Annotated in this window: 20 protein-coding genes; 10 read left to right on the forward strand and 10 right to left on the reverse strand. The window is 70.5% G+C overall.

Translation table 11 applies throughout. The features are described 5' to 3' along the window. Positions 1-5: 5 nt before the first annotated feature. A complete protein-coding gene (locus G545_RS15025; RefSeq protein WP_052106705.1) occupies positions 6-785 on the reverse strand; it encodes an RNase A-like domain-containing protein in 780 nt (259 codons plus the stop codon). Positions 786-1,092: 307 nt separating this feature from the next. On the opposite strand from G545_RS15025, the gene G545_RS14290 reads away from it, so the two are divergent. Then, a complete protein-coding gene (locus G545_RS14290) occupies positions 1,093-3,471 on the forward strand; it encodes a winged helix-turn-helix domain-containing protein (protein WP_043711579.1) in 2,379 nt (792 codons plus the stop codon). Positions 3,472-3,613: 142 nt separating this feature from the next. Beyond that, positions 3,614-4,510 carry a helix-turn-helix transcriptional regulator gene (locus tag G545_RS14295; protein WP_081677820.1) on the forward strand — a complete coding sequence of 299 codons (897 nt, stop codon included), beginning with the start codon at positions 3,614-3,616 and terminating at the stop codon, positions 4,508-4,510. Between the two features lie 24 nt (positions 4,511-4,534). On the opposite strand, the gene ppa is transcribed toward G545_RS14295, so the two are convergent. Continuing rightward, positions 4,535-5,089 carry an inorganic diphosphatase gene (ppa, locus tag G545_RS0109110; RefSeq protein WP_027070102.1) on the reverse strand — a complete coding sequence of 185 codons (555 nt, stop codon included), beginning with the start codon at positions 5,087-5,089 and terminating at the stop codon, positions 4,535-4,537. Between the two features lie 175 nt (positions 5,090-5,264). On the opposite strand from ppa, the gene G545_RS0109115 reads away from it, so the two are divergent. Beyond that, positions 5,265-6,803: a M91 family zinc metallopeptidase gene (locus G545_RS0109115; protein ID WP_027070103.1), complete on the forward strand. Its 1,539-nt coding sequence runs from the start codon at positions 5,265-5,267 to the stop codon at positions 6,801-6,803. Positions 6,804-6,895: 92 nt separating this feature from the next. Here the strand turns inward: G545_RS0109115 and G545_RS0109120 are convergent, their stop codons facing one another. Then, entirely contained in the window at positions 6,896-8,086 is a 1,191-nt protein-coding gene (locus G545_RS0109120) for a putative porin (protein WP_154656558.1), read from the reverse strand. A gap of 155 nt (positions 8,087-8,241) precedes the next feature. Continuing rightward, entirely contained in the window at positions 8,242-10,269 is a 2,028-nt protein-coding gene (locus tag G545_RS0109125) for a sodium-translocating pyrophosphatase (protein ID WP_027070105.1), read from the reverse strand. 290 nt (positions 10,270-10,559) lie between these two features. On the opposite strand from G545_RS0109125, the gene G545_RS0109130 reads away from it, so the two are divergent. Continuing rightward, complete coding sequence (locus tag G545_RS0109130; RefSeq protein WP_027070106.1) at positions 10,560-11,066, forward strand: hypothetical protein; 507 nt, start codon at positions 10,560-10,562, stop codon at positions 11,064-11,066. A gap of 45 nt (positions 11,067-11,111) precedes the next feature. On the opposite strand, the gene G545_RS0109135 is transcribed toward G545_RS0109130, so the two are convergent. Next, positions 11,112-12,368, reverse strand: a complete 1,257-nt coding sequence (locus tag G545_RS0109135) for a 6-phosphofructokinase (RefSeq protein ID WP_027070107.1) — start codon at positions 12,366-12,368, stop codon at positions 11,112-11,114. Positions 12,369-12,556: 188 nt separating this feature from the next. On the opposite strand from G545_RS0109135, the gene G545_RS0109140 reads away from it, so the two are divergent. The 3 genes from G545_RS0109140 to G545_RS0109150 all read left to right on the forward strand — a co-directional run bounded on the left by G545_RS0109140 (position 12,557) and on the right by G545_RS0109150 (position 15,235). Next, on the forward strand, positions 12,557-13,135 hold the full coding sequence (locus tag G545_RS0109140) for an adenylate kinase (RefSeq protein WP_027070108.1): 579 nt from the start codon (positions 12,557-12,559) through the stop codon (positions 13,133-13,135). Positions 13,136-13,208: 73 nt separating this feature from the next. Further along, positions 13,209-14,621, forward strand: coding sequence for a UDP-N-acetylmuramate:L-alanyl-gamma-D-glutamyl-meso-diaminopimelate ligase (mpl, locus tag G545_RS0109145; protein WP_027070109.1), 1,413 nt, complete (start codon positions 13,209-13,211; stop codon positions 14,619-14,621). Between the two features lie 32 nt (positions 14,622-14,653). Beyond that, positions 14,654-15,235 carry an LON peptidase substrate-binding domain-containing protein gene (locus tag G545_RS0109150; RefSeq protein WP_027070110.1) on the forward strand — a complete coding sequence of 194 codons (582 nt, stop codon included), beginning with the start codon at positions 14,654-14,656 and terminating at the stop codon, positions 15,233-15,235. A 17-nt stretch (positions 15,236-15,252) separates the two neighbouring features. Here the strand turns inward: G545_RS0109150 and G545_RS14300 are convergent, their stop codons facing one another. Further along, the gene (locus tag G545_RS14300) at positions 15,253-17,301 is read right to left on the reverse strand and encodes a bifunctional DedA family/phosphatase PAP2 family protein (RefSeq protein WP_052347307.1); all 2,049 of its coding nucleotides are present in this window, start codon (positions 17,299-17,301) and stop codon (positions 15,253-15,255) included. Positions 17,302-17,376: 75 nt separating this feature from the next. Here G545_RS14300 and G545_RS0109160 point away from each other — a divergent pair, with 75 nt between their 5' ends. Together G545_RS0109160 and G545_RS0109165 are read left to right on the forward strand one after the other, a co-directional pair. Beyond that, entirely contained in the window at positions 17,377-18,045 is a 669-nt protein-coding gene (locus tag G545_RS0109160) for a protein kinase family protein (protein ID WP_027070111.1), read from the forward strand. 76 nt (positions 18,046-18,121) lie between these two features. Next, positions 18,122-18,934 (forward strand): SDR family oxidoreductase, encoded by an 813-nt coding sequence (locus G545_RS0109165; protein ID WP_027070112.1) that lies wholly within the window; start codon positions 18,122-18,124, stop codon positions 18,932-18,934. A gap of 7 nt (positions 18,935-18,941) precedes the next feature. Here G545_RS0109165 and G545_RS0109170 read toward each other — a convergent pair whose 3' ends face one another. Genes G545_RS0109170 through thiE form a run of 3 tightly spaced genes read right to left on the reverse strand, consistent with a single transcriptional unit; the run spans position 18,942 to position 21,805 of the window. After that, positions 18,942-19,814 carry an ion transporter gene (locus G545_RS0109170; RefSeq protein WP_027070113.1) on the reverse strand — a complete coding sequence of 291 codons (873 nt, stop codon included), beginning with the start codon at positions 19,812-19,814 and terminating at the stop codon, positions 18,942-18,944. Positions 19,815-19,865: 51 nt separating this feature from the next. Next, positions 19,866-21,155, reverse strand: coding sequence for a glutamate-1-semialdehyde 2,1-aminomutase (gene hemL / locus G545_RS0109175; RefSeq protein WP_027070114.1), 1,290 nt, complete (start codon positions 21,153-21,155; stop codon positions 19,866-19,868). Next, on the reverse strand, positions 21,152-21,805 hold the full coding sequence (gene thiE / locus G545_RS0109180) for a thiamine phosphate synthase (RefSeq protein ID WP_027070115.1): 654 nt from the start codon (positions 21,803-21,805) through the stop codon (positions 21,152-21,154). Before thiE ends, hemL begins: the two co-directional genes overlap by 4 nt. 67 nt (positions 21,806-21,872) lie before the next feature. On the opposite strand from thiE, the gene G545_RS0109185 reads away from it, so the two are divergent. Further along, the gene (locus tag G545_RS0109185) at positions 21,873-22,058 is read left to right on the forward strand and encodes a rubredoxin (RefSeq protein WP_027070116.1); all 186 of its coding nucleotides are present in this window, start codon (positions 21,873-21,875) and stop codon (positions 22,056-22,058) included. On the opposite strand, the gene G545_RS0109190 is transcribed toward G545_RS0109185, so the two are convergent. Next, positions 22,059-22,523, reverse strand: a complete 465-nt coding sequence (locus G545_RS0109190; RefSeq protein ID WP_027070117.1) for a DUF192 domain-containing protein — start codon at positions 22,521-22,523, stop codon at positions 22,059-22,061. Positions 22,524-23,004: the final 481 nt, after the last annotated feature.

Below are 23,004 nucleotides of genomic sequence, written 5' to 3' on the forward strand. Positions count from 1 at the left end.
GTAGGTCACGGCGTGGTCGGGTATCCGGTGACGATTCTAAAGCCGATGTCCTCGATGCGGTCCGAGCGCTCCAGGACCAGCTTCACCGAGTACACGTCCTGGGCCGAGTCCGAGCCACGCACCACCGAGATGCCGGTGCTGGAGTCGAAGCTGGCATCGATCACCAGGCGGTTGCCGCCGGCGCCGTCAAGCCAGGCGTCTACGCGGTCCTGGTTCTCCATCAGGGTCTCGGCGACCAGGCGCTCGGCCTCGGGCAGGTCGATGAAGCTGGATGCGGCGCTGATGTTGTCACGGTTGACGCGGTCGACCAGCCACTGCTCGCTCTTGCCGACGTGGCGCTCGATCAGGTGGCCGCCGGCGTCCTCATGGGCCTGCAGGCCGCCGCCGGGGACCTCGGGGGCATCCGGAGTTTCGACGGGACCGAGCAGGGCATCCAGTTCGCCAACGGTCGCCTCGACGGCCTCGCGATCGGTGTACGACAGGGAATCGGCCGGCAGCTCCTGCAGCGCGCTGCGAACGTCCCCGAGCAGCGGCAGGAGCTGTTCGGAGAAGACCGGGCTGCGGTCGGCCAGGATCACCGCGTCCAGCACCGCGTCGAGGAACTCGCCGAGCTGGCCGCTCTCGGCCAGCTGGCCGATGTGGGTGGGCAGGTCGATCGCCTCGCGGGCGAGGCTGGAGGCGGCCTGCAGGTCGAAGCCGCCGTTGCCCCGCAGGGCATCGAAGAGCACGGATTGGGCCGGCGACTGCAGCATCGACAGCCCGGATTGCACGGATCCAAAGTCCATGGGAAGGGACTCCGAGGGGGAAAGGTCCGGGAAGTCTGGCGACTGGTCCGGCGCGGCAACATTGGCGCTGACCCTAGGGCGCTAGCAGAGGCCGCTGAGTCCACCCTGAACGGGAACCCTCCGTGCGCAGGCGCGGAGGGGGCGTTCTGGACTGTAATAGGGGTTCACAGGGGGGCGAGGGTCCGGTATGAACCCTCCCGAGAGGGATGTTCCCCGGGAACCCAATGGCGGCGTGCGCAGCCCGCCCGCCCGTGAGCGTCCCTGGCGCGCGCGGGCGCTGGTGCCGCGTGCGTCGCAAGCGAGCAGAATGACCGAACGGCCCGACCCGAGCACCAGCCAGCCTGCAGAACAACTGCGGGTGGGGGCGTGCGTGGTCGACCTGCCGCTGCGCGAGGTCCACGTGCCCGGCACGCGCCGTGCCCGCCGCATCACGCCCAAGGCGGTCGGCGTGCTGCGCATGCTGGCGGAGAGCCCGGGCCGGGTGGTCAGCCGCGAGCAGCTGCTGTCGAGGGTCTGGCCGGACACCTTCCCGACCGACGACGTGCTGACGCAGGCGGTGACGCAGCTGCGCAAGGCCTTTGCGGGTGCCGAGGGCGAGCCGTACATCGAGACGATCGCCAAGGGCGGCTACCGGCTGCTCGCGCCGGTGGAGTGGATCGCCCGCGAACCGGCTGCCGCACCCGTTCCGGCTACGGAGGCGGTGGATGCCGCCGGGGGACCGGCCACGGCGCCGGGCCCCGCGCGCCCGGCGTCACCTGCACCGACCCGGCGACCGCGCTGGTTCCCCGGCCTGGTCGCCGCGGCGCTGGCAGCGATCCTGGCGGCGCTGCTGTGGGCATTGCTGCTCCCGGGCGACACCACCCCGCAGGAGGTGGCCGAGCCGGAGCCGGCCCCGGCCCCGACGCTCCCCGCCGCCACCCAGGCGCCCAGCTACACCCTGATCACGTCCGCGCCCGGCTTCGAACTGAGCCCGACGCTGTCGCCGGACGCGTCGATGGTCGCGTACGCGGCCAGCCTGAGCGGGCGCCGCGGCACCGCGATCCTGGTCCAGACGACCGGGCCGTCGACGCCGCGCCAGCTGACCCGGCCCGGCATCACCGAGGCCGACCGCAACCCCGAGTGGTCGCCCGACGGCCGTCAGATCGCCTTCATCCGCGCCGGCCCGGACGAGCGCTGCCGGATCGTCGTCATGGCGGCCAGCGGCGCCGGCGCGCGCTCGGTTGGCGACTGCGAACGCAGCGCCTCCCAGGTGTTCGCCTGGACGCCCGACGGGCACGGCCTGCTGTTCGCCAGCGCCCGTACCCCGGAAGGCAACACGGGCATCCGCCGCCTCGATCTGGACAGCGGGCGCTGGGAGGTCCTGGAGTACACCCGCTCGCCCAGCGACATCGACACCCTGCCGCGGGTTTCGCCGGACGGGGAGTGGATCGTGTTCGCGCGCAACGCCCAGCTCGGCGGGCTGTGGCGGATTCCGGTCGACGGCGGCGTCGCAGAGCCGCTGACTTCCGGCAGCCTGGAGATCCGCGGCTGGGACTGGCTGGACGCGGGCAACGTGGTGTTCGCCGGTCGCGCCGGTGCGCGCGGGCGGCTGTACCGGCTGGAGCTGGCCACCGGCGTGATGACCGATGTCGGCATCGAGGACGCCCACTCGCCGGCGGTCTCTCGCACGGCGCGCAAGCTGGCGTTCGTCCAGCGGCATCCCCAGTTCGGCATCTACGCCATCGACCGGGCGGGCGGGGTGGTGCCCGGAGGCGGTGGGCCGGCGGACGTGTCGACGCTCGGCGAGACGGTCGACCGCGGCGCCAGCGCGGAGATCCCGGGCCGGCCGGCGGAGCAGGTGTTCGCCTCCAGCGGTCGCGACATGCTGCCCTCGATTGCACCGGACGGCCGCCAGCTGGTGTTCGCCTCCGATCGTTCAGGCAGCTACCGGCTGTGGTGGGGCGAACTCGGCTCGCCGGGCTCGCTGCGCCTGATCGAGGGCGTTGACCCGCAGGCGCGCCGCCTGCCGGAGTGGTCCCCGGACAGCAGGAAGGTGATGCTGGTCGGGCTCGACCCATCGGGGCAGCCGGGCGTCTACGAGGTCGTCGCCGCCAGCGGGCAGGTGGTGCAGTTGCCGGTCCCGGTGGACGAGCCCACCCAGGCCCTCTACCTCCCGGATCCGGGAAGGGTGCTCGTCGGCACCCGCGAGGCGGACGGGACCCGCGACCTGGTCCTGTTCGAACGCAACGAGACGGCGGACTGGCGCGAGCTCGCGCGCCTGCCGGACGTCGCCCACACCCGGGTCGACGCCACCCGCGAGCGGATCCTGTTCACCCGCCAGTCCGGGGATGGGCTCTGGCAGGCCGGACTCGACCTGGCCCCGGCGAGCGTGGGCGTGGTCGAGCCGTCCCTGCCCACCCGGGCGCGCCAGCGGATGTGGGACGTGGACCGCGAGGGCCGCATCGCCTACATCGACCAGGGCCCGTATTGCCGGACCCGGCTGAGCTACATCGGCGATGGCCCGCTCGAGGCGCCGCGTTGCCTGGGGCTGGGCCGGCTGCCTTCGGCGAGCGGTTTCAGCATCGACCCGTCCGGCGAGGTGCTGTACCTGCCGATGGCCGTCCGCGACGGCGCGGACATCGGGTTCCTGTCGCTTCCGGAGCCGCTGGCGGTGCAGGAGCGCCGGGCGACGCATCCGCACAACTGATTGATACTTAACGGAAAGTTCCTTTCGGATCTTTTTCGCCGCCAGATTCGGCAAATTTTCGCCACCGTTTCCGCACAACTTCCGGACAGGGCCTGCAGGCCGGGCGAGGCTCGGGTCATCAAGCACGAACCCGGAGTTGGACATGGAACAGATGCGTTGGGCGGATCGTGGTCAGTTGCTGCAGCCGGTGCCGGCAGGCGCCGAGGGGCGCGTCCAGGCAATGGGCGTTTCCCGGATGGGAGCGGTCCAGCCGCTGCCCGGCCTGTTCACCTTCTGGGTGCAGCTGCGTGGCAGTTCCTGGATCGAGGCACGGGAAGGGCGTTTCCGCCTGCGTGCCGGTGAGTGGATCGCATTCGAGCGCGACTCGCGGCCGCAGCTGCAGGCCGACCGCCGCGGGGTCTGCGTGGGCCTGGCCTTGGGTCCGTCGGTGCTGGCCCAGCTCGCCCGTGCGGGTGGGCCGCAGCTGTATGCGGGGCAGGGCACCATCGCCCACGGCGACCGGCGCACCCTGGTCCGCCTGTGGCGCCGGGTGTCGGCTCCGGGCGCGACCATGGACCCGGCGGCGCTGCGCCCGCTGGTGACCCATATCGCCGGGCTGCAGGACGCATTTGCCGAGCACCTGCCGCGCTGCCCGGGTCGTTCGCGCGGGCGCAAGCAGCAGGTGTTCGGACGCCTGCAGCGTGCCCGGATGTACCTGGAGGGCAACCGCGACCGCGTGGTCCGCATCGCCGAGCTGGCGGAGCTGACCGCCTTCTCCAGCTGGTACTTCTCCAAGACCTTCCACCAGGTCTATGGCGAGAGCCCGCAGGAGGCCTCCGCCCGGCTGCGGCTGGAGCACGCGGCGGACCTGCTGCGCGAGACCGACATGATGATCGGAGAGGTCGCGGCGGCCTGCGGCTTCGACAACCCGTGCAGCTTCGCTCGCGCGTTCAGGACGCGCCACGGGTCGTCGGCCTCGGCCTACCGCAACGCGCTGCGGGGCGGGCAGGCGACGGCCGCTCCGCGTCCGGAGCAGCCGGAATTCCGCAAGGCGGCCTGACGGCCGCCCCTTGCCACGGTCCCGTCAGGGGCCGTGGCGCTCCTCTTCCGGAGCACGCTGGTGGCGCGTCATCGCGTCGACCAGGATCGACTTGGCCTCGGCGGCATCGCCCCAGCCTTCCAGCTTCACCCACTTGCCCTTCTCGAGATCCTTGTAGTGCTCGAAGAAGTGGCCGATGCGCTCGAGCCAGTGCGGGCTGACCTGGTCGATGTCGTTGATGTGGGCGTAGCCCGCGAACACCTTCTCCACCGGCACCGCCAGCAGCTTCTCGTCGCTGCCGGCCTCGTCGCTCATCTTCAGCACGCCGACCGGGCGGCAGCGGATCACCGAGCCCGGGATCAGCGACAGCGGCAGCACCACCATCACGTCGGCCGGGTCGCCGTCGCCACACAGGGTGTTGGGGACGTAGCCGTAGTTGCATGGGTAGCGCATCGGGGTCGACAGGATGCGGTCGACGAAGATCGCGCCGGACTCCTTGTCCACCTCGTACTTGACGGGCTCGGCGTCCTTCGGGATCTCGATGATGACGTTGATTTCTTCCGGCGGGTTCTTGCCGGTGCTGACGTGGTCCAGGCCCATGGGGGTACGGCTCCGGTGGCGCCGGGCAGCGGCCCGGCTCTGTGGGGAAGCCGGCCATTTTACCCGACGGCATGGGCTGGGGCGGACCCGAGGGTGGGGCATGCCCCAGTTGGACGGCTCCATCCGCTGGCGTATCCATTGCGGTCACATTTCCGCAACAGACAGCAGGCCCCCCATGTCCCTCAACCTCGATGCCGCCGTTTCCCAGTCCCTGATGCAGCCCGACACGCGGGCGTACTGGGACAATCCCGCCGACGCCCTCCAGCAGCGCCCGCAGCTGCCCGACGTCGAGGGCCCGATGCCGATCGACGACACCCCGCCGGTGGCCGGCGAGGCGGTGCAGATCAGCGGCAGCTCCAGCGGCACCCGGCTCCCCTCGGGCGAGACGCCCGACGGCAAGGAGATCGTGCGCGGCCAGCTGCACCAGGGCGAGCAGGCGACCGTCACCCGCGAGCAGACCATCGTCGAGTACAGCCCCTGGCAGCAGGCGGTGAGCAACGACCAGGTGGTGTTCACCACCGGCGAGGGCGACGACACCGTCCAGGTCGACCAGCGTGACGACGGTACCCTGGACATCAGCGTCAACGGCGAAACCTACGAGGTCCGCCTGGCCCAGGGCCAGGAGCTGACCCTGCGCACCGGCGCCGGCAATGACGTGATCGAGGCCACGCCCAACGTCACCGTCAACATGGTGGTCGATGGCGGTGCGGGCGACGACCGCATCACCACTGGCAACGGCGACGACCGCGTCGACGGGGGCAGCGGGGACGACTACATCGCCAGCGCAGGAGGCCGCAACGACCTGTTCGGCAACTCCGGCAACGACGAGATCCGCGGCGGCGGCCACGTCGACATCATCCATGGCGGTGACGGCGACGACGTGCTGCACGCCGGTACGGGCACCAACTTCGTCGAAGGCGGCGCCGGCAACGACGTGATCCACGGTGCCGGCGGCGAGGACATCATCTCCGCCGGCCTGGGCGACGACGTGGTCCACCTCAACGGCGGCAGCAGCCACGTCTACACCGGCCAGGGCGGTGACACGGTCGAGGGCGCCACCGGTGCCGACAAGGTCTACGCCCAGGTTTCGGACCTGATCAACAGCCTCGGCGTCGATAAGCCGACGGTGGTGAACGTGGAGATCGACCCGGACGTGGGCCACAGCGTCGAGGTGACCGGCTCGGATGCCTTCCGCCAGCGCGTCGAGGCGGAGATGGACTTCTTCCGTGCCTCCCCGGCTGGACAACAGATGCTGGCCGAGTTCGACAAGGCCGCCGAAGCCAAGGGCAACTCGGTGACCATCAAGGAACTGGCCAACGAGCACAACGGCTATGCGCAGACCTTCAGCGGTGACGCCGACATCGTGAACGGCCGTCCGGGCGCCGGCGGTGACGTGGACATCTCCTACAACCCCACCTTCCACATGGACGCCTTCCCGGCCCCCTCGGTGGTGCTCTACCACGAGATGTCCCACGCCTATAACGGCGTGAACGGCACCTTCCTGCCGGGCACCTACAGCGGGGAAGGTCCTGACGCACAGGCCCGCGTGCCGAATGCCGAGCGCCAGGCGGTAGGCCTGGAGACCACCGCCCAGCCCTTCGACTTCGACGGCGACCCCTCCACCCCGCCGACCACCCACAACCCGATCCACCTGACCGAGAACGGCATCCGCCGCGAGATGGGCCTGCCGGACCGCCCGAGCTACGCACTGTAAGGACGGCAGGGCAGGACGCCCTGAAAAGACGGGCGGCACGCAAGGACGCGTGCCGCCCGTTCCGTTTCTCCCGCCCCCCAAGCTCCCCCAGATCAGAACTTGTGCGTCACCCGCACATACACGTCCCGGTCCACCCGCTCACGCGTGCCAACCGGATGCCCGATTTCCCTCCGCTCGCGCACCCGCGCCTCCATCGAGGTAGCGGACGTGAACTTCCACTGGTAGCGGATCTCTGCCGATCTGTCGTTGGGCCGGTAGTCCGGCGACAGCAGCCAGCCGGCGTCGGCGCGACCGATCGCCACGCCGATGTTGTGGTCGGGCACGAAGTCGTAAATGCTCCCGAGCACCTGCCACGCAAGGCCGTCTGCATCGCCGGTGCCCCCGGTGCCGGTGGCCACCTCCAGTGGCGTTTCCAGCGCATAGGCCACTTCCGCCCCGGCCACCAGTCGCGGGCCGCCCTCGCGCAACGGCCACTCCGCGGCAATGCGGGCGTCCACGGCGGTGTAGTCACTGCGGGAGGGGTGGCCCAAGCCCTGGTCGGCCAGGCTGTCCGGCATCCACGTCACCGACACCATCCGTTGGACGATCGGGCCGAGGGGACGCGTGTTCTCCAGGCCGGCGAACAGCGTGGTGCGGCTGTCGCTGTCGTGGAAGTCGAGCGGGGCATGGGCGACGCTGCCGCTGCCCTCCCGGTGCCGGTACTGCGCGACCAGGTGCGCGCGCCAGCCCTCGGCCACCGGCACGTCCAGGTGGATACCGTCAGTCCAGTTGATGTCGATGTTGGGGCTGTCGTTGCGGTCGAGGCCCTTCGAGGCCACGCCGGGCAAGGCAAACGCGGTCTGGAACCGGCCCACCCGCAGGCGCAATCCGTCGTCGGGTGCCTGGTACCCCAGGTAAGCCTCATCCAGGGTGACGTCACCGAAGGCGGCGCCGGTGCGGGTCGGCGCGTACGCACGAAGGTAGACGTCGCTGCCGTCCTGGTCGGAGCTGAAGCGCCCGGCGACTCGGGTGCGCAGCTTCCAGCGCTCATCCAGCTGGCGCTCCAGGGCGAGGCGAAGCCGGGCATTGAACGCATCCTGGTCGGACTCGGTACCGTCGCGTGCAGTGCGCTCGCTGGCAAACCAGCCGCCGCGGAAGTCACCACTGAAGGCCCATTCGCCTGGTTCTGCTGCGCCGGCGACGGCGCCGAGACTCGCGATCAGGCAGGCACTTGCGAGCAGCCAGCGTGCGGGGCGCGCCGGCGTCAATCGGGGGCGGAGTGGCGCGCGGCGCGGACTGGGCATCTTCGTGGCCGGAAGGGGAATGCCGCGAAGGATGATCCCGCCATCGGTTGCCGGCATTGATCGGGGTCAAGGAGTGGCGCACCGGGCGCCCTTGCCATGCGCGGGCCCTCACCCCAACCCTCTCCCGCAAGCGGGAGAGGGGGAAAGGTCTCCGGTTACAGGAGTGGAACCATCAACAACGCGACGATATTGATGATCTTGATCAACGGGTTGATCGCCGGCCCCGCCGTGTCCTTGTAGGGATCGCCCACGGTATCCCCGGTCACCGCCGCCATGTGCGCCTCGCTGCCCTTGCCGCCGTGGTTGCCGTCCTCGATGTACTTCTTGGCGTTGTCCCAGGCGCCGCCACCGGTGGTCATGGAGATGGCGACGAACAGCCCGGTGACGATGGTGCCGATCAGCACCCCGCCCAGGGCACGCGGGCCCAGCAGCAGTCCGACCACGATCGGGACCGCGACCGGCAGCAGCGAGGGCAGGATCATTTCCCGGATCGCGGAGCGGGTCAGCATGTCCACGGCGCGGTCGTACTGCGGCTTGCCGGTGCCCTGCATGATCCCTGGGATCTCGCGGAACTGCCGACGCACTTCCTCCACCACCGCCCCTGCAGCGCGGCCCACGGCTTCCATTGCCATGGCACCGAACAGGTAGGGGATCAGGCCACCGATCAGCAGGCCGATGATCACCTCCGGGTCGGACAGCTCGAAGGCGAACACCTCGCCCGGGTTGTTGGCCTGCAGGTTGTGGGTGTAGTCGGCGAACAGCACCAGCGCCGCCAGCGCCGCCGAGCCGATCGCGTAGCCCTTGGTCACCGCCTTGGTGGTGTTGCCGACCGCGTCCAGCGGATCGGTGATGTCGCGCACCTCCGGCGGCAGCTCGGCCATCTCGGCGATGCCCCCGGCGTTGTCGGTGATCGGGCCGTAGGCGTCCAGGGCCACGATCATGCCGGCCATCGACAGCATCGAAGTGGCGGCGATGGCGATGCCGTACAGCCCGCCCAGCTCGAAGCAGCCCCAGATCGCCAGGCAGACCGCGATCACCGGCCAGGCGGTCGACTTCATCGAGATGCCCAGCCCGGCGATGATGTTGGTGCCGTGGCCGGTAGTCGAGGCCGAGGCGATGTGCCGGACCGGCTTGAACTGGGTCCCGGTGTAGTACTCGGTGATCCACACGATCGCCCCGGTCAGCACCAGGCCGATGAGCGCGCACAGGAACAGGTTCACCGGCCCGGTGGAGAACTCGTCCATCAGCGCCATGGTTACCGGCCAGAAGCCGATCGCGGCCAGCACCGCGGACACGATCACGCCCTTGTACAGCGCGCCCATGATCGAGCCGCCGGCCTTCACGCGCACGAACATCGCGCCGATGATCGAGGCGATGATCGACACCCCGCCCAGCACCAGCGGGTAGAGCACCCCGTTGGTGCCCACCACGTCGGCCATCAGGTAGCCCAGCAGCATAGTGGCGATGACAGTGACCGCGTAGGTTTCGAACAGGTCGGCCGCCATGCCAGCGCAGTCACCGACGTTATCGCCCACGTTGTCTGCGATCACCGCCGGGTTGCGCGGGTCGTCCTCCGGGATCCCGGCCTCGACCTTGCCGACCAGGTCCGCGCCCACATCGGCGCCCTTGGTGAAGATGCCGCCGCCCAGGCGCGCGAAGATCGAGATCAGCGAGGAGCCGAAGGCCAGCCCGACCAGGGCATGCAGCGCCTCCTCCCCGACGATGCCCATCGCCCCCAGCGCCCACCAGTAGCCGGCCACGCCCAGCAGGCCGAGGCCGACCACCAGCATCCCGGTGATCGCCCCGCCGCGGAACGCGACGTCCATTGCCGGGCGCATGCCGCGGCGCGCCGCTTCAGCGGTGCGGACGTTGGCGCGCACCGAGACGTTCATGCCGATGTAGCCGGCCGCGCCCGACAGCACCGCGCCGACCAGGAAGCCGCCCGCGGTGTACCAGTCCAGGAACAGCCCAACGAGCACGAGCAGCACCACGCCCGCGACCGCGATCGTCAGGTACTGGCGGTTGAGGTAGGCGCGCGCGCCCACCTGGATCGCGCCGGCGATCTCCTGCATGCGTTCGTTGCCGGCGGGTTGTGCGCTGATCCAGCGCGTGGAGACGACCCCGTAGAGGATCGCGATGACGGCGCAGGCGAGCGCCAGGGACAAACCGTACTGCTCCAGCATGGACCCCTCCCAGCAGAAGTGGACTTACATGGAATTTCCGAGTTACGAACCTGTTGTGGTCGCCGTGTGGCCCCCTGTGGCGACGGGTATGACTATGGCATGAAGAGCAGAGAGGAGCGGGAACGGGGAACCGGGAACAGGGAACGGGAGGGCGCGGGGCGCCGGATGGGGCCCCGTGGATCGGTGGCGCGGGGTGGCGGCGGCCCAGGCGGTCGGCCCGGATGCGCGCGTGGACGTGGCGTTCAGGGGTGGGGTTTCAGGCTGGCGGCGCCCCGGACCGGAATGCCTTTATGCACAAGCAGCTCCTGACTACGTTGGCCGCCGCGGTTCTTGTCGTGCCCGTGCCTGCTCTCGCCCAGCAGCCTGAGATCGAGCGGCCGGCCGCGGCGCCGCAGGCGGTCGGTGCCGTGCACACGCTCCGGACCATCACCGAGGCGTGCACGCGGCTGGAGGGGGTGTTCACCGGCAAGGAGGAGCCGCCGTACGCGATCCGCGCCGTGCAGAGCGCGCCGGGGTGCCAGCCGCGGGCGCGCTTCGATGGGGAGGCGGCACCGGATGCGGGGGAGGGCTGGATCCTCAACGACCGCATCACCGTGCCCAGCGCCGCCTGCGCCGACCAGACCGCCATGGTCGAGGTCTGGCGCCTGCCGGGCACCGCCGCGCCGCCCGAGCTCGACGCCCAGGGCAAGGCGCGGATCTATTTCAAGGAAGGCCAGCAGGCCCAGCGCCCCGACACCAGCCGACTGCAGCGCTACGCTACGACCCTGCGAACCGTGGGCACCTGCGCCGCGCGATAGTCGCCATCCGGCGCAATACGCCGCCGGTGGGCGGCTATTGGCGCCCTACGCGTTCCAGGGGTCCAGCTTCGGCGTGACCATTTCGTTCTTCAGCGAGACGTACTTCGGCAGGCCGTCCTTGCCGTAGGGCGGCGGTGCCTCGCCGGCAATCAGCGGCTGCAGGTACCGGCGGGCCTTGTCGGTGATGCCGTAGCCGTCGCGGCGCAGGTAGCTGGCCGGGATCGTCTTTTCCTTGTTGGCGATCTTTGACAGCGGCGCGGGCTCGATCTTCCAGCGGTACGGGCTGTCGGAGGTGCGCACGATCACCGGCATCACCGAGTTCATGCCCTCCAGCGCGTACTCGACGGCCTTCTCGCCCACCGCCATCGCCTGCTCCAGGTCCGTCCTGGACGCCAGGTGGCGGGCCGAGCGCTGCAGGTAGTCGGGCAGGGCCCAGTGCACCTTGTAGCCCAGCGCGTCCTTGACCCGGCCGGCCAGGTGCGAGGCAACGCCGCCCAGCTGGGTGTGGCCGAAGGAGTCCTTGCCGCCGCCGGCGTCGGCGACGAAGGCGCCATCCGCCGTGCGGATGCCCTCGCTGGCCACCACCACGCAGTAGCCGACGCGCTCCACCACCGCCTTAACCCGGGCGAAGAAGTCCGCTTCGTCGAACGGGCGCTCCGGGAACAGGATGATGTGCGGCGCCTCGTCCGGCCTGTTGCCGGCGAGCCCGGCGGCCGCGGCCAGCCAGCCCGCGTGGCGGCCCATCGCCTCATAGACGAATACCTTGGTGGAGGTGTCCGCCATCGCCGCCACGTCCAGCGCCGCCTCGCGCACCGACACCGCGGTGTACTTGGCCGCCGAACCGAAGCCGGGACAGCAGTCGGTCACCGCCAGGTCGTTGTCGACCGTCTTGGGCACGCCGACGCAGGTGAGCGGGTAGTCGAACTCCTTCGCCAGCTTCGACACCTTCAGCGCGGTGTCGGCCGAGTCGTTGCCGCCGTTGTAGAGGAACCAGCGCACGTCGTGGGCGCGGAACACCTCCAGCAGGCGCTCGTACTTCGCGCGGTCCTCGTCCAGCGACTTGAGCTTGACCCGGCACGAGCCGAACGCGCCGCCGGGCGTATGCGCCAGGCTGCGGATGGTGGCGAGCGATTCCTTCGAGGTGTCGATCAGCTCCTCGCGCAGGGCGCCGAGGATGCCATTGCGCCCCGCGAGCACCTTGACCCGGCGCGCGCGCGCGGCCTGGATGACGGCGGAGGCGGTGGCGTTGATGACGGCGGTGACGCCGCCCGACTGGGCGTACAGGAGGGTTCCGGAGGGCATTGGTGCTCCATGCATTGGTGCCGGGGAGGCGGGAAACCGCGCCGCGCGATGCTTCGGGCAGGTACGCGGTTTGCGTTAAGCTGCCGCCGTTCTGCCCCGGCAATGGACAGGTGCTGCGAGTGTAGCGCCGGCCCGGCGAGGCACGGTATACACACCGGTGATCGCCGGGTTCCAACAAGGAGACATTGATGCGACTGGTACTACTCGGCGCGCCCGGCTCGGGCAAGGGCACCCAGGCGGCCCGGATGAAGGAGCACCTGCAGGTCCCGCACATTTCCACCGGCGACCTGCTGCGCGCCGAGGTGGCCGCCGGCAGCAAGCTGGGGCTGGAGGCGAAGGAAGTCATGGCCCGCGGCGAGCTGGTGTCCGACGCGATCCTGCTGGGCATGCTCGAGGACCGCTTCTCGCGCGATGACACGAAGGACGGCTTCATCCTTGACGGCTACCCGCGCAACCTGGCCCAGGCCGACGCGCTGTGCGCGCTGCTGGACCGCATCGGCCAGCCGGTCGACAAGGCGGTGCAGCTCGAAGTGCCGACCGAGATGCTGGTCGAGCGCATCGCCGGCCGCGCGCAGGCGGAGGGCCGCGCCGACGACACGCCCGAGTCCGTGCGCACCCGCCTGAAGGTCTACGAGGACCAGACCGCGCCGGTCGTGGACTTCTTCCGCCAGCGAGGCCTGCTCGGCGTCGTCGACGGCGTGGGTTCGATGGACGAAGTGTTCTCCCGCATCATCGAAACCCTGCGCCCCGTCCCCCCCATCGGCTAACCCGCTTCTCCGCTTCTCCGCTCTTCCCCCTCTCCCGCTTGCGGGAGAGGGCCGGGGTGAGGGCCCGCCAACCGTGAAGATCCACATCCTCGGCATAGCCGGCACCTTCATGGGCGGCGTCGCCGCCCTGGCCCGCGAACTCGGCCACCAGGTGGAAGGCAGCGACCAGGCCGTCTACCCCCCGATGTCGACCCAGCTGGAGAAGCTCGGCATCGCGCTCGCGCAGGGCTATGACCCGGCGAACATCGCCGCCGACTGCGACCAGGTGGTCGTGGGCAACGCGCTCTCGCGCGGCAACCCGGCGGTCGAGCAGGTGCTCGACGACGACCGCGGCTACACCTCCGGTGCCCAGTGGCTTGCCGAAAACGTGCTGCCCGGCCGCGACACGCTGGCCGTCGCCGGGACCCACGGGAAGACCACCACCACGACCATCCTCGCCTGGCTGCTGCAGGCGGCGGGACGCGAGCCCGGTTTCCTGATCGGCGGCGTCCCGGACGACTTCGGCGTGTCGGCGCGGGTCGGTGGCGGCCGCGAGTTCGTGGTGGAGGCCGACGAATACGACACGGCCTTCTTCGACAAGCGCAGCAAGTTCGTGCACTACCGCCCGCTGGTGGCGGTGCTGAACAACCTGGAGTTCGACCACGCGGACATCTTCGAGGATCTGGACGCGATCAAGCGCCAGTTCCACCACTTCGTCCGCACCGTGCCGCGCCGCGGGCGGCTCATCGTAAACGGCGAGGACCACAACCTCGCGGCGGTGCTGGCGATGGGCTGCTGGACGCCGGTGGAGAGCTTCGGCATCGAGGGCGCCGAAGCGGCGGACATTCCGTGCCGGGCAAATGGGGCGGCCTTCGACTGGTCGGCACGCCTGCTCCAGGCCGATGGCAGCGTCTTCGAGGTACTGCACCGTGGCAAGCCACTCGGCGAAGTGCGCTGGCCCCTGCTTGGGCGCCACAACGTCATGAACGCCCTGGCCGCGATCGCCTCGGTGGCGGCCGTCGGCGTCGACGTCGCCACCGTGCTCCCGGCGCTGTCCGACTTCGCCAGCGTCAAGCGCCGCATGGAACTGCTCGGCAGCCATGCTGGCATCACCGTCTACGACGACTTCGCCCACCATCCCACCGCCATCCGCACCACCCTGGAAGGCCTGCGCGCGAAGGTGGGGGACGCTCGGATCGTGGTCGCGCTGGAACCGCGCAGCAACTCCATGCGCCTGGGCGCGCATGCCGATGCGCTCGGTCCTTCGCTGGACCTGGCCGACCTGGTGGTGTTCCTGCATCGTCCGGAACTGTCGTGGGATGCGGCACGTGTGGTCGGCTCCCTGGCGGGCGAAGGCTTCACCGTCCCGGACGGCGATGCCTTGGTCGCCCGGCTATGCGAGCACGCGCGCGAAGGCGACCACGTGGTGTTCATGTCGAACGGCGGCTTCGATGGTGCGCCGCGCCGCTTCCTGCAGGCGCTTCGCGATGGACGCGACGCTCACTGACGGCTCGACCTGCCTGCGCTAGGCTCGTCCCGATGCAATCCCAGTCCTTGCCCCTGTTCCCGCTGCCGACCGTGCTGGTGCCCGGTGCGGCGCTCGGCCTCCGGGTCTTCGAACCACGCTACCTGGACCTGGTGCGCGAATGCAGCCGCAACCAGTCCGGCTTCGGCATCTGCCTGCTGGTCGATGACGGCTCGGGCGAGGCTTCCGCGGCGGCGGCGTTCGGGACCGAGGCGGTGATCGAGGACTTCGACACCGGCGACGACGGCCTGCTGACGATCACCGTGCGTGGCCGGCGCCGCTTCCGCGCCGACACCGTGCGCGTGCGCGACAATGGCCTGCAGGTCGCGACCGTGGAGTGGCTGGAGCCGGATCCGGTCGAGCCCCTGCGTCCCGAGCACGGCCTGCTGGCGATGCTGCTGCGCGGCCTGCTCGAGCAGGTCGGCGGCGAGCATGCCGACAGCCTGGACCAGCGTTCGGACGATGCCGCCTGGGTCGGCTGGCGCCTGACCGAGATGCTTCCGCTCAGCGACACGCAACGCCAGCAGCTGCTGCAGGAAGACGATCCCCACGTCCGCCTGGACAGCCTGCTCGGGTTGTTGCCGGACGCGGACTGACGCGCCGCAGGAACAGCTCAGTCGGCGCGGTCGGCGTCGACCGGAGTGCCTTCCACGGGGATGCCTTCGACGGGAGTCTCGTCCGCCGTGTGCACGCGCAGCACCGGCAGTCCGCTCCCCGGGTGCGACCCCTCCATCGCGTGCAGGCCGCGCAGGTCGTTGCGCAGCAGCTCGTGCGCGCGGCCGTCGTAGGGCTCCGGCCGCCACAGCACCGCCATGTCGAACGGGCGCACCACGCGCAGCGTCTGGGTGCTCCCCAGCCACACCGGCGTGCCATCGGCCAGCGCCACCGGGGCCGGCCACAGCCGCAGGGCGAAGCGTTCGCCCGGTACGGGACCCTCCCTAAGCATCAGCAGCGACTCGGCGCGCGTGTCCAGGGTCGCCGGCAGGACGACCTTGTCCTCGTCGGGGACGTCCTCGTCGAGCAGGGCGAGCGTGTCGGTCCAGTCGGCCTGCGGCTGGGTGCGCCAGCCGGCGTCCTCCAGCGCAGCCTGCAAGGGCTGCAGCGGGCCGGCGACCTGGACGTCCAGCGGCCAGCGCAGGCGCGCATCGCGTTCGTTGCGGTGCGCGGGAAGGTCGGCCCAGCCCTCGCGCCACCAGTCCAGCGGCACCACCCGCGGGGCCGGCGCGGTGGCTTCCAGCTGCTGCAGCAGGTGGTCGGCGGCACGCGGTGCCTGCCAGAACGCCGCCACCGCGAAGGTCCCGTAGAACAGCACCGCCAGCGGGCGCATCCAGAAGGAGCGCGCGACATGGCTGCGGTAGGCGATGCCCAGCACCAGCAGCCACACCAGCCCGAACAGCGTGCCGCCCACCAGGTCGCTGAGCCAGTGCGCGCCCAGGTACAGCCGCGCGAAACCGACCGTCACCGTCACCACGCCGGCGAGCAGGTAGGGCCACACCCGCTTGCGGCCGGGGAGCTCGCGGGCGATCAGCACCGCGAAGAAGCCGAAGGCGATGGTGACCATGGTCACCGACATCGAGGGGAAGCCGAAGCCGGCCGGTGCACCCGGCGGGCGCGGCAGCTCCACCACCGCCTCCAGCAGGGCGGTCAGTGCCACGCCGAAGCCCAGCGCCGCCAGCCAGTGCGCCGCCGCCATCCAGCGCTGCCGCCACAGCAGCCAGCCCAGCGCGACCAGCGCCGCCGAGCCCAGCACCAGCGGATCGGCCAGGCTGGCGAGCCCGGCCATCAGGCGGTCGGCCAGCGGGTGGCGCAGCTCCAGCAGCACCTGGTGGATGGAGTGGTCCAGTCGCAGCGGGCCGCCGTTGGCCAGCAGCATCGCCAGCCAGGCGAACCAGGCCCAGCTGATCGCCAGCAGGCACACCGCGAGCACCAGCAGCGAGGCGGCGCCGCGGCGATTGGGGTCGACCAGCGCGGCGGCATGGCGCCCCAGCCGCGGGTGCGCCCGGGTCCAGTGCAGGGCACGGCCGAGCAGCGCATCGGTGTTGTCGGCGAACCAGCGCCAGGTGTAGAGCACCAGCGCCCACGCCAGCGCCAGCGCCGCCGCCAGGGCGAGCAGCACCAGCGCCACCCGGTCGGCGACGGCCGCCACTGCGTCGTAGCTCGCCCCCAGCACCCAGCCGGGCAGCAGGAACAGCGCCGCCCAGGCGATGCTCGCCACGAAGCTGGGGACCGCATAGCGGCGGAACGGCATCTGCAGCATGCCGGCGATCGCCGGCACGAACGGCCGGATGGCGCCCACGAAGCGGGCGATCACGATCGCCTTGGTGTCGTGGCGGCGGAACATGGTTTCGCCCCGGTCGAGCCACTGCGGATAGCGGCTGAAGGGCCATCGGTCGCGCATGCCGGGCCCGAGCCGCCGGCCGACCCAGTAGCTGAGCGCGTCGCCGCAGAACGCGCCGGCAGCGGCGGCGGCGAGCGCATAGGGTCCGTTGACGTGCCCGAGCCCAACCAGCGCACCCGCGGCCAGGAGCAGCGGCAGGGCGGGGACCACGATGCCCAGCACCACCAGGGCGTCGCAGAAGGCAATCAGGAAAATGACCGCACCGGCCGCAACGGGGTGCGCGCCGATCCACGCGGTCGCGCTTTCGATCCAGGCCGAGTCCATCGGGCAATTATGCAGGGCCGCGGCGGCACTTCGGGCGCCGGCCGCACCCCGGCGGCTCGCGTAGACTGCGCGCCGATGCAACCGACGACCGACCCGCCCGTGGAAGTGGCCGCGCTCAAGGCCGACAGCTTCGGCCGCATTGCCCTGATGCGCGACGGCGATGGCACTTTCGTGCGCCGCGACCTGCGCCATGTCCCGCTGTGGCTGCGGCTGCCCGCCTGGCTGCTCGCGCGCCGGGAGGCCCGCGCGCTGGAGGCCGTGCGTGGCCTGCCCGCCGTGCCGCAGCTGCTGCGCTGGGACGGGCGCTGCCTGGATCGGAGCTACATGGCCGGCGCGGCGATGTACCAGCGCCCGCCGCATGGCGACCTGGCGTACTTCCGGCGCGCCCGGCGGCAGCTGCAGGCCCTGCACCGCCGCGGACTGGCCCATAACGATCTGGCCAAGGAGGCCAACTGGCTGGTGCTGGAGGACGGCTCCCCGGCGATCATCGACTTCCAGCTGGCCGTGCGCGGAAATCCGCGTTCGCGCTGGATGCGGCTGCTGGCCCGCGAGGACCTGCGCCACCTGCTCAAGCACAAGCGCACCTACTGCCGGGACGCGCTCACCCCGGTGGAGCGGCGCGTGCTCAAGCGCCACTCCTGGGTGCGCGAACTCTGGTTCGCCACCGGCAAGCCGGTGTACCGGTTCGTCACCCGTCGCATCCTCATGTGGGAAGACAACGAAGGCCAAGGGCCCAAACCGTAGGGCGCGATACGCCGCTGGCAGCGGCTATCGCGCCCTACGGGTACGCTAGGACCATCGCTTAAGACGGATGCCTGAAATGCCCAGCCTTTCCGGAAAGACCCTCTTCATCACCGGTGCCTCCCGTGGCATCGGCCGCGCCATTGCGCTGCGCGCCGCGCGCGACGGGGCCAACATCGTCATCGCCGCCAAGTCGGGCGTGCCCAACCCCAAGCTGCCCGGCACCATCCACACGGTGGCCGCCGAGGTCGAGCAGGCCGGTGGCCGGGCGCTTCCCATCCAGTGCGACATCCGCGAGGAGGAGCAGGTCCGGGGCGCGGTGGAGCAGGCGGTCGAGGCCTTCGGCGGCATCGACATCCTGGTCAACAACGCCAGTGCGATCTGGCTGCGCGGCACCCTGGACACGCCGATGAAGCGCTATGACCTGATGCAGGAGGTCAACGCCCGCGGCACCTTCCTGTGCTCCCAGGCTTGCCTGCCGCACCTGCTGGAGGCGGAGAACCCGCACATCCTCACCCTGTGCCCGCCGCCGAGCCTGGACCCGAAGTGGTGGGGTCCGCACACCGGCTACACGCTGGCCAAGATGGGGATGAGCTTCGTGACCCTGGGGCTGGCCGCGGAGTTCGGCGACCGCGTGGCCATCGACGGGCTGTGGCCGCGGACGGTGATCGCCACCGACGCGCTGAAGATGATTCCCGGCGTGGACGTCGCGGGCTGCCGCACCCCGGAGATCGTCGCCGACGCCGCGCACGCGGTGCTGGTGCAGCCGGTCTCAGCCGGCTCGGGACGGTTCCTGATCGACGACGACGTGCTGCGCGCGGCGGGGGTCGAGGACTTCGAAGGCTACGCGGTACAGCCGGGCGCGCCCCTGCAGCCCGACCTGTTCCTGTAAGCCGCGTTCACCCCATCCGCAGGGGCAGCTTCGCGCCGCAACCGCGGCAGAAGCGGCTGTCCGGATCGTGGCCTTCGAGGCCGCACTCCGGGCAGCCGCGCGAGTCGTGGTGGTCGCTGGAGCGGCCGGCCTCGCGCATGCTGCTGGCCAGCTCGGCGGTGTAGATGCCGGTGGGCACGGCGATGATGCTGTAGCCGATCAGCACCAGCGCCGAGGCGACCATCCGCCCGAACGGCGTCTGCGGCACCAGGTCGCCGTAGCCGACCGTCGCCATGGTGGTGATCGCCCAGTACATGCCGGTGGGGATGGTGGCGAAGCCGTGCTCCGGGCCCTCGACCACGTACATCAGCGCGCCGAACACCACCGCGATCGTCAGCAGCAGGCTGATGAACAGGAAGATCTTGTGCCGGCTGCGCCACAGCGCGCCCAGCAGCATCCCGCTCTCCTCCACGTACTGGGTCAGCTTGAGGACGCGGAACAGGCGCAGCACGCGCAGCACCCGGACCACCAGCAGGGCCTGGCTGCCGGGAAGCAGGAGCGACAGGTAGGTGGGAAGGATCGACAGCAGGTCGATGATCCCCCACATGCTGAACATGTAGCGCAGCGGGCGCCGCACCACGGCGATCCGCACCAGGTACTCGGCCGTGAACAGCAGGGTGAAGCCCCACTCCAGCGCGTAGAGGATGCGGGCGTGGTCGACGTGCAGCCACGGATCGCTGTCGAGCATGACCACGATCACGCTGGCCACGATCGCCACCACGAGCCACAGGTCGAAGTTCCGTGCGGGCCCGGGGTCGTGGTGGAAGATGATGCGGAACCAGCGCGCCCGCCAGCCGCGCTCCGTGGCCGGGTTCAGCTGGGGGTCGAAGAGGAAGCGCATGGCCGGGGATTGTGGACCGCCCGGGCGTGAAGCCCGGGCGGTGCCCTTGGCTCAGCCGGCGCAGGCGGCGAAGGCGCCCCGGGCGGCCTCCACCGTGGCGGCGATCTCCGCCTCGCCATGGGCGCTGGACACGAATCCGGCCTCGAAGGCCGACGGCGCCAGGTAGACGCCGCGCTCGAGCATCGCGTGGAAGAAGCGGCCGAAGCGCGCCCCGTCCGACGCCTTGGCGTCCTCGAAGGTCTCCACCGGGCCCTCGCGGAAGTACAGCCCGAACATGCCCGGCGCGCGTGTGGTGTGGAAGGGCACGCCGGCCTCGCGGGCGGCGGCCTCCAGCCCGTCGCACAGCTGGTGGGTGGCGGTGTCCAGGCGCTCATGGAAGCCCGGCTCCCGAACCAGCTCCAGCGTCGCCAGCCCGGCAGCCATCGCCACCGGATTGCCGCTGAGCGTGCCGGCCTGGTAGATCGGCCCGGCCGGGGCGACCTGCGACATCAGGTCCCTGCGGCCGCCGAAAGCACCCACCGGCATGCCGCCGCCGATGATCTTGCCGAAGGTCGACAGGTCCGGGGTGATGCCGTAGCGCTGCTGCGCGCCGCCGAGCGCCACGCGGAAGCCGGTCATGACCTCGTCGAAGATCAGCAGCGCGCCGTGCCGGGTGCACAGCTCGCGCAGGTGCTGCAGGTAACCTTCGCGCGGCAGGATGCAGTTGGCGTTGCCCACGATCGGCTCGATGATCACGCCAGCGATGTCGTCGCCGGCCTCTTCGAACAGCTTGGTCGCCGCCTCGAAGTCGTTGTAAGGCAGGGTCAGGGTCAGGTCGGCCAGCGAGGAAGGCACGCCCGGCGAGTTCGGCAGCCCCAGGGTCATGACCCCGCTCCCGGCCTTGACCAGGAAGCTGTCGCCGTGGCCGTGGTAGCAGCCTTCGAACTTGACGATGCGGCTGCGCCCGGTCGCCCCGCGCGCCAGGCGGATCGCCGACAGCGTTGCCTCGGTGCCGGAGTTCACCATCCGCACCATCTCGCAGCTGGGCACGATCGAGGTGATGGCCTCGGCCATGTCGACCTCCAGCGGGTTGGGCACGCCGAAGCTCAGGCCGCTGCGCATCGTCCGCTCCACGGCCTCGAGCACCTTCGGGTGCGCATGGCCGGCGATCATCGGACCCCAGGAGCCCACGTAGTCGATGTAGCGGTTGCCATCGACGTCGTGCAGGTACGCGCCCTCCGCGCGCTGGGCAAAGAACGGTTCCCCGCCCACCGACTTGAACGCGCGCACCGGCGAGTTGACGCCGCCGGGCAGCAGCTGGTTTGCGCGGGTGAACAGTTCGTGGGAGCGGTCGTGGTTCATGTCGGGGAGTCCAGGTCGGGGGATGGGGGAGCGAAGCAGGCCTGGTAGGCGCGCGCGGCGGCGACCGGGTCGGGTGCCTCGAACACGCCGGCGATCACCGCCAGCAGGTCGGCGCCGGCTTCGACGAGTTGCCGGCCATTGTCCGGCGTGACCCCGCCGATGGCCACCACGGGCACGCCAAGCCTGCGTGCCTGCGCCAGCAGCGCAGGGGTGGCCCGCCGTGCCGCCGGCTTGGTGGACGAGGGGAAGAACGCGCCGAACGCCACGTAGCTGGCGCCCGCGTCCACCGCGGCGCGTGCGCGCGCCATGTCGTCGTAGCAGGAGGCTCCGAGCACCGCCGTGGCGCCCATCGCCGCCCGGGCCTCGGCGATGACGCCGTCGCCCTCGCCCAGGTGCGCGCCGGCGGCGCCGATCTCTTGCGCCAGCCGCCAGTCGTCGTTGACCAGCAGTGGAACGCCATGGCGCGCGCATGCCGGCAGCAGCGCCCGGGCCTGCTCGAGCCTCTTCGCGGACCCGGCGGGCTTGTTGCGGTACTGCAGCCAGCACGGGCCGGTGGCGAGCACCGGCTCCACCCGCGCAAGCAGGCGCCCGGTGTCGGGCTCGTCCGGCGTGATCAGGTACAGGCCGCGGGGGCGGACCGGCGACGGCATGGGCATGCGCTTCAATGCTCGGGAAGGGAATGGGACAATACCCGCCCCTCATCAACACGGCTTGCCCATGTCCAAGGACGCCACCCCGTTGCGCAGCTGGATGTGCGTCGTCTGCGGCTTCATCTATGACGAGGCCGCCGGCCTGCCGGAAGAAGGCATCGCACCCGGGACCCGCTGGGAGGACGTGCCGGATACCTGGACCTGTCCGGACTGCGGCACCACCAAGGACGACTTCGAGATGGTGGCGCTCTAGCTAGCGCCCCACCGGCGTGATGCCGGGCCCGAACGTGATCACCATCCCGTCCTGCAGCCCGATCCGCTCGGCCTCGCCCGCGTTGAGCTCGAGCACGAACATGGCCGGCGCCTGGCTGGGGTAGGTGCCGCAGCGCGTGGCGGGCGGGCAGGGCGGCACCTGGCGCTGCTGGCCTACCAGCCGCCGCTCGGCATCGAAGTACAGGATGTCCAGCGGGATCAGGGTGTTCTTCATCCAGTACGAGAGCCACTCCTCGCGCTCGTGCACGAACAGCATGCCGTGGCCGTCGGGCAGCGACTCGCGGAACATCAGGCCACGGGCGCGGGACTCCTGGTCATCGGCCACTTCCACCTGGTAGCGCTCCCCGGCCAGCTCCACCCACGTGCCCGAGGCATGTGCGCAGCCGCCGGCGAGCAGTGCAAGCAGGGCGACGAAGGCAAGGAGCGGGAGGCGGATGGCAGGCATGACAAGCTTCCGGATGGGCACCGCCCGACGATCACCCGCGGCCATGCCAGCGTCAAGCTGAAGATTTCGTGCAGAAAGGGCTTCCCACCCGCCGGAAGGGTGTGCATAATGCGCGGCCCGCTTCGACGGACTGGTCCTGAACGGCGGGGATCGCGGCAAAACGGACGTCAACAAGGTGTTGACAGCCACGAAAACCGCGGTATGATGTGCAGCTCCCTCGGGCACTTTGGCTCGGCGGGAAACGGGAAAGGCGCTGAGGCCGGCCCCGGAAGATCTTTGACAGTGTGCGCAGGTGACTTGTGCGGGCGTCTGGTGGTGGCAACTGCCATTAGCAGATGACTCGTAACAGAGCAACAAGTCAATTCAATTGCAGAGATGCAAGCGAGTGGTTCTTGATGCCTGGAGCGGGCTCTGCACTCAAAGCATTGATGGATCTCTTTATGGGATTCGTCGAAAACTTCAAGTGAAGAGTTTGATCCTG

It is taken from the genome of Lysobacter defluvii IMMIB APB-9 = DSM 18482 (assembly GCF_000423325.1).
GTDB lineage: Bacteria > Pseudomonadota > Gammaproteobacteria > Xanthomonadales > Xanthomonadaceae > Novilysobacter > Novilysobacter defluvii.

Bases quoted from the DNA above. Each gene is read 5' to 3' on its own strand.
- G545_RS15025 (WP_052106705.1), bottom strand. From the start codon at position 785: ATGGACTTTGGATCCGTGCAATCCGGGCTGTCGATGCTGCAGTCGCCG.
- G545_RS14290 (WP_043711579.1), top strand. From the start codon at position 1,093: ATGACCGAACGGCCCGACCCGAGCACCAGCCAGCCTGCAGAACAACTG.
- G545_RS14295 (WP_081677820.1), top strand. From the start codon at position 3,614: ATGGAACAGATGCGTTGGGCGGATCGTGGTCAGTTGCTGCAGCCGGTG.
- ppa (WP_027070102.1), bottom strand. From the start codon at position 5,089: ATGGGCCTGGACCACGTCAGCACCGGCAAGAACCCGCCGGAAGAAATC.
- G545_RS0109115 (WP_027070103.1), top strand. From the start codon at position 5,265: ATGTCCCTCAACCTCGATGCCGCCGTTTCCCAGTCCCTGATGCAGCCC.
- G545_RS0109120 (WP_154656558.1), bottom strand. From the start codon at position 8,086: ATGCCCAGTCCGCGCCGCGCGCCACTCCGCCCCCGATTGACGCCGGCG.
- G545_RS0109125 (WP_027070105.1), bottom strand. From the start codon at position 10,269: ATGCTGGAGCAGTACGGTTTGTCCCTGGCGCTCGCCTGCGCCGTCATC.
- G545_RS0109130 (WP_027070106.1), top strand. From the start codon at position 10,560: ATGCACAAGCAGCTCCTGACTACGTTGGCCGCCGCGGTTCTTGTCGTG.
- G545_RS0109135 (WP_027070107.1), bottom strand. From the start codon at position 12,368: ATGCCCTCCGGAACCCTCCTGTACGCCCAGTCGGGCGGCGTCACCGCC.
- G545_RS0109140 (WP_027070108.1), top strand. From the start codon at position 12,557: ATGCGACTGGTACTACTCGGCGCGCCCGGCTCGGGCAAGGGCACCCAG.
- G545_RS0109150 (WP_027070110.1), top strand. From the start codon at position 14,654: ATGCAATCCCAGTCCTTGCCCCTGTTCCCGCTGCCGACCGTGCTGGTG.
- G545_RS14300 (WP_052347307.1), bottom strand. From the start codon at position 17,301: ATGGACTCGGCCTGGATCGAAAGCGCGACCGCGTGGATCGGCGCGCAC.
- G545_RS0109160 (WP_027070111.1), top strand. From the start codon at position 17,377: ATGCAACCGACGACCGACCCGCCCGTGGAAGTGGCCGCGCTCAAGGCC.
- G545_RS0109165 (WP_027070112.1), top strand. From the start codon at position 18,122: ATGCCCAGCCTTTCCGGAAAGACCCTCTTCATCACCGGTGCCTCCCGT.
- G545_RS0109170 (WP_027070113.1), bottom strand. From the start codon at position 19,814: ATGCGCTTCCTCTTCGACCCCCAGCTGAACCCGGCCACGGAGCGCGGC.
- hemL (WP_027070114.1), bottom strand. From the start codon at position 21,155: ATGAACCACGACCGCTCCCACGAACTGTTCACCCGCGCAAACCAGCTG.
- thiE (WP_027070115.1), bottom strand. From the start codon at position 21,805: ATGCCGTCGCCGGTCCGCCCCCGCGGCCTGTACCTGATCACGCCGGAC.
- G545_RS0109185 (WP_027070116.1), top strand. From the start codon at position 21,873: ATGTCCAAGGACGCCACCCCGTTGCGCAGCTGGATGTGCGTCGTCTGC.
- G545_RS0109190 (WP_027070117.1), bottom strand. From the start codon at position 22,523: ATGCCTGCCATCCGCCTCCCGCTCCTTGCCTTCGTCGCCCTGCTTGCA.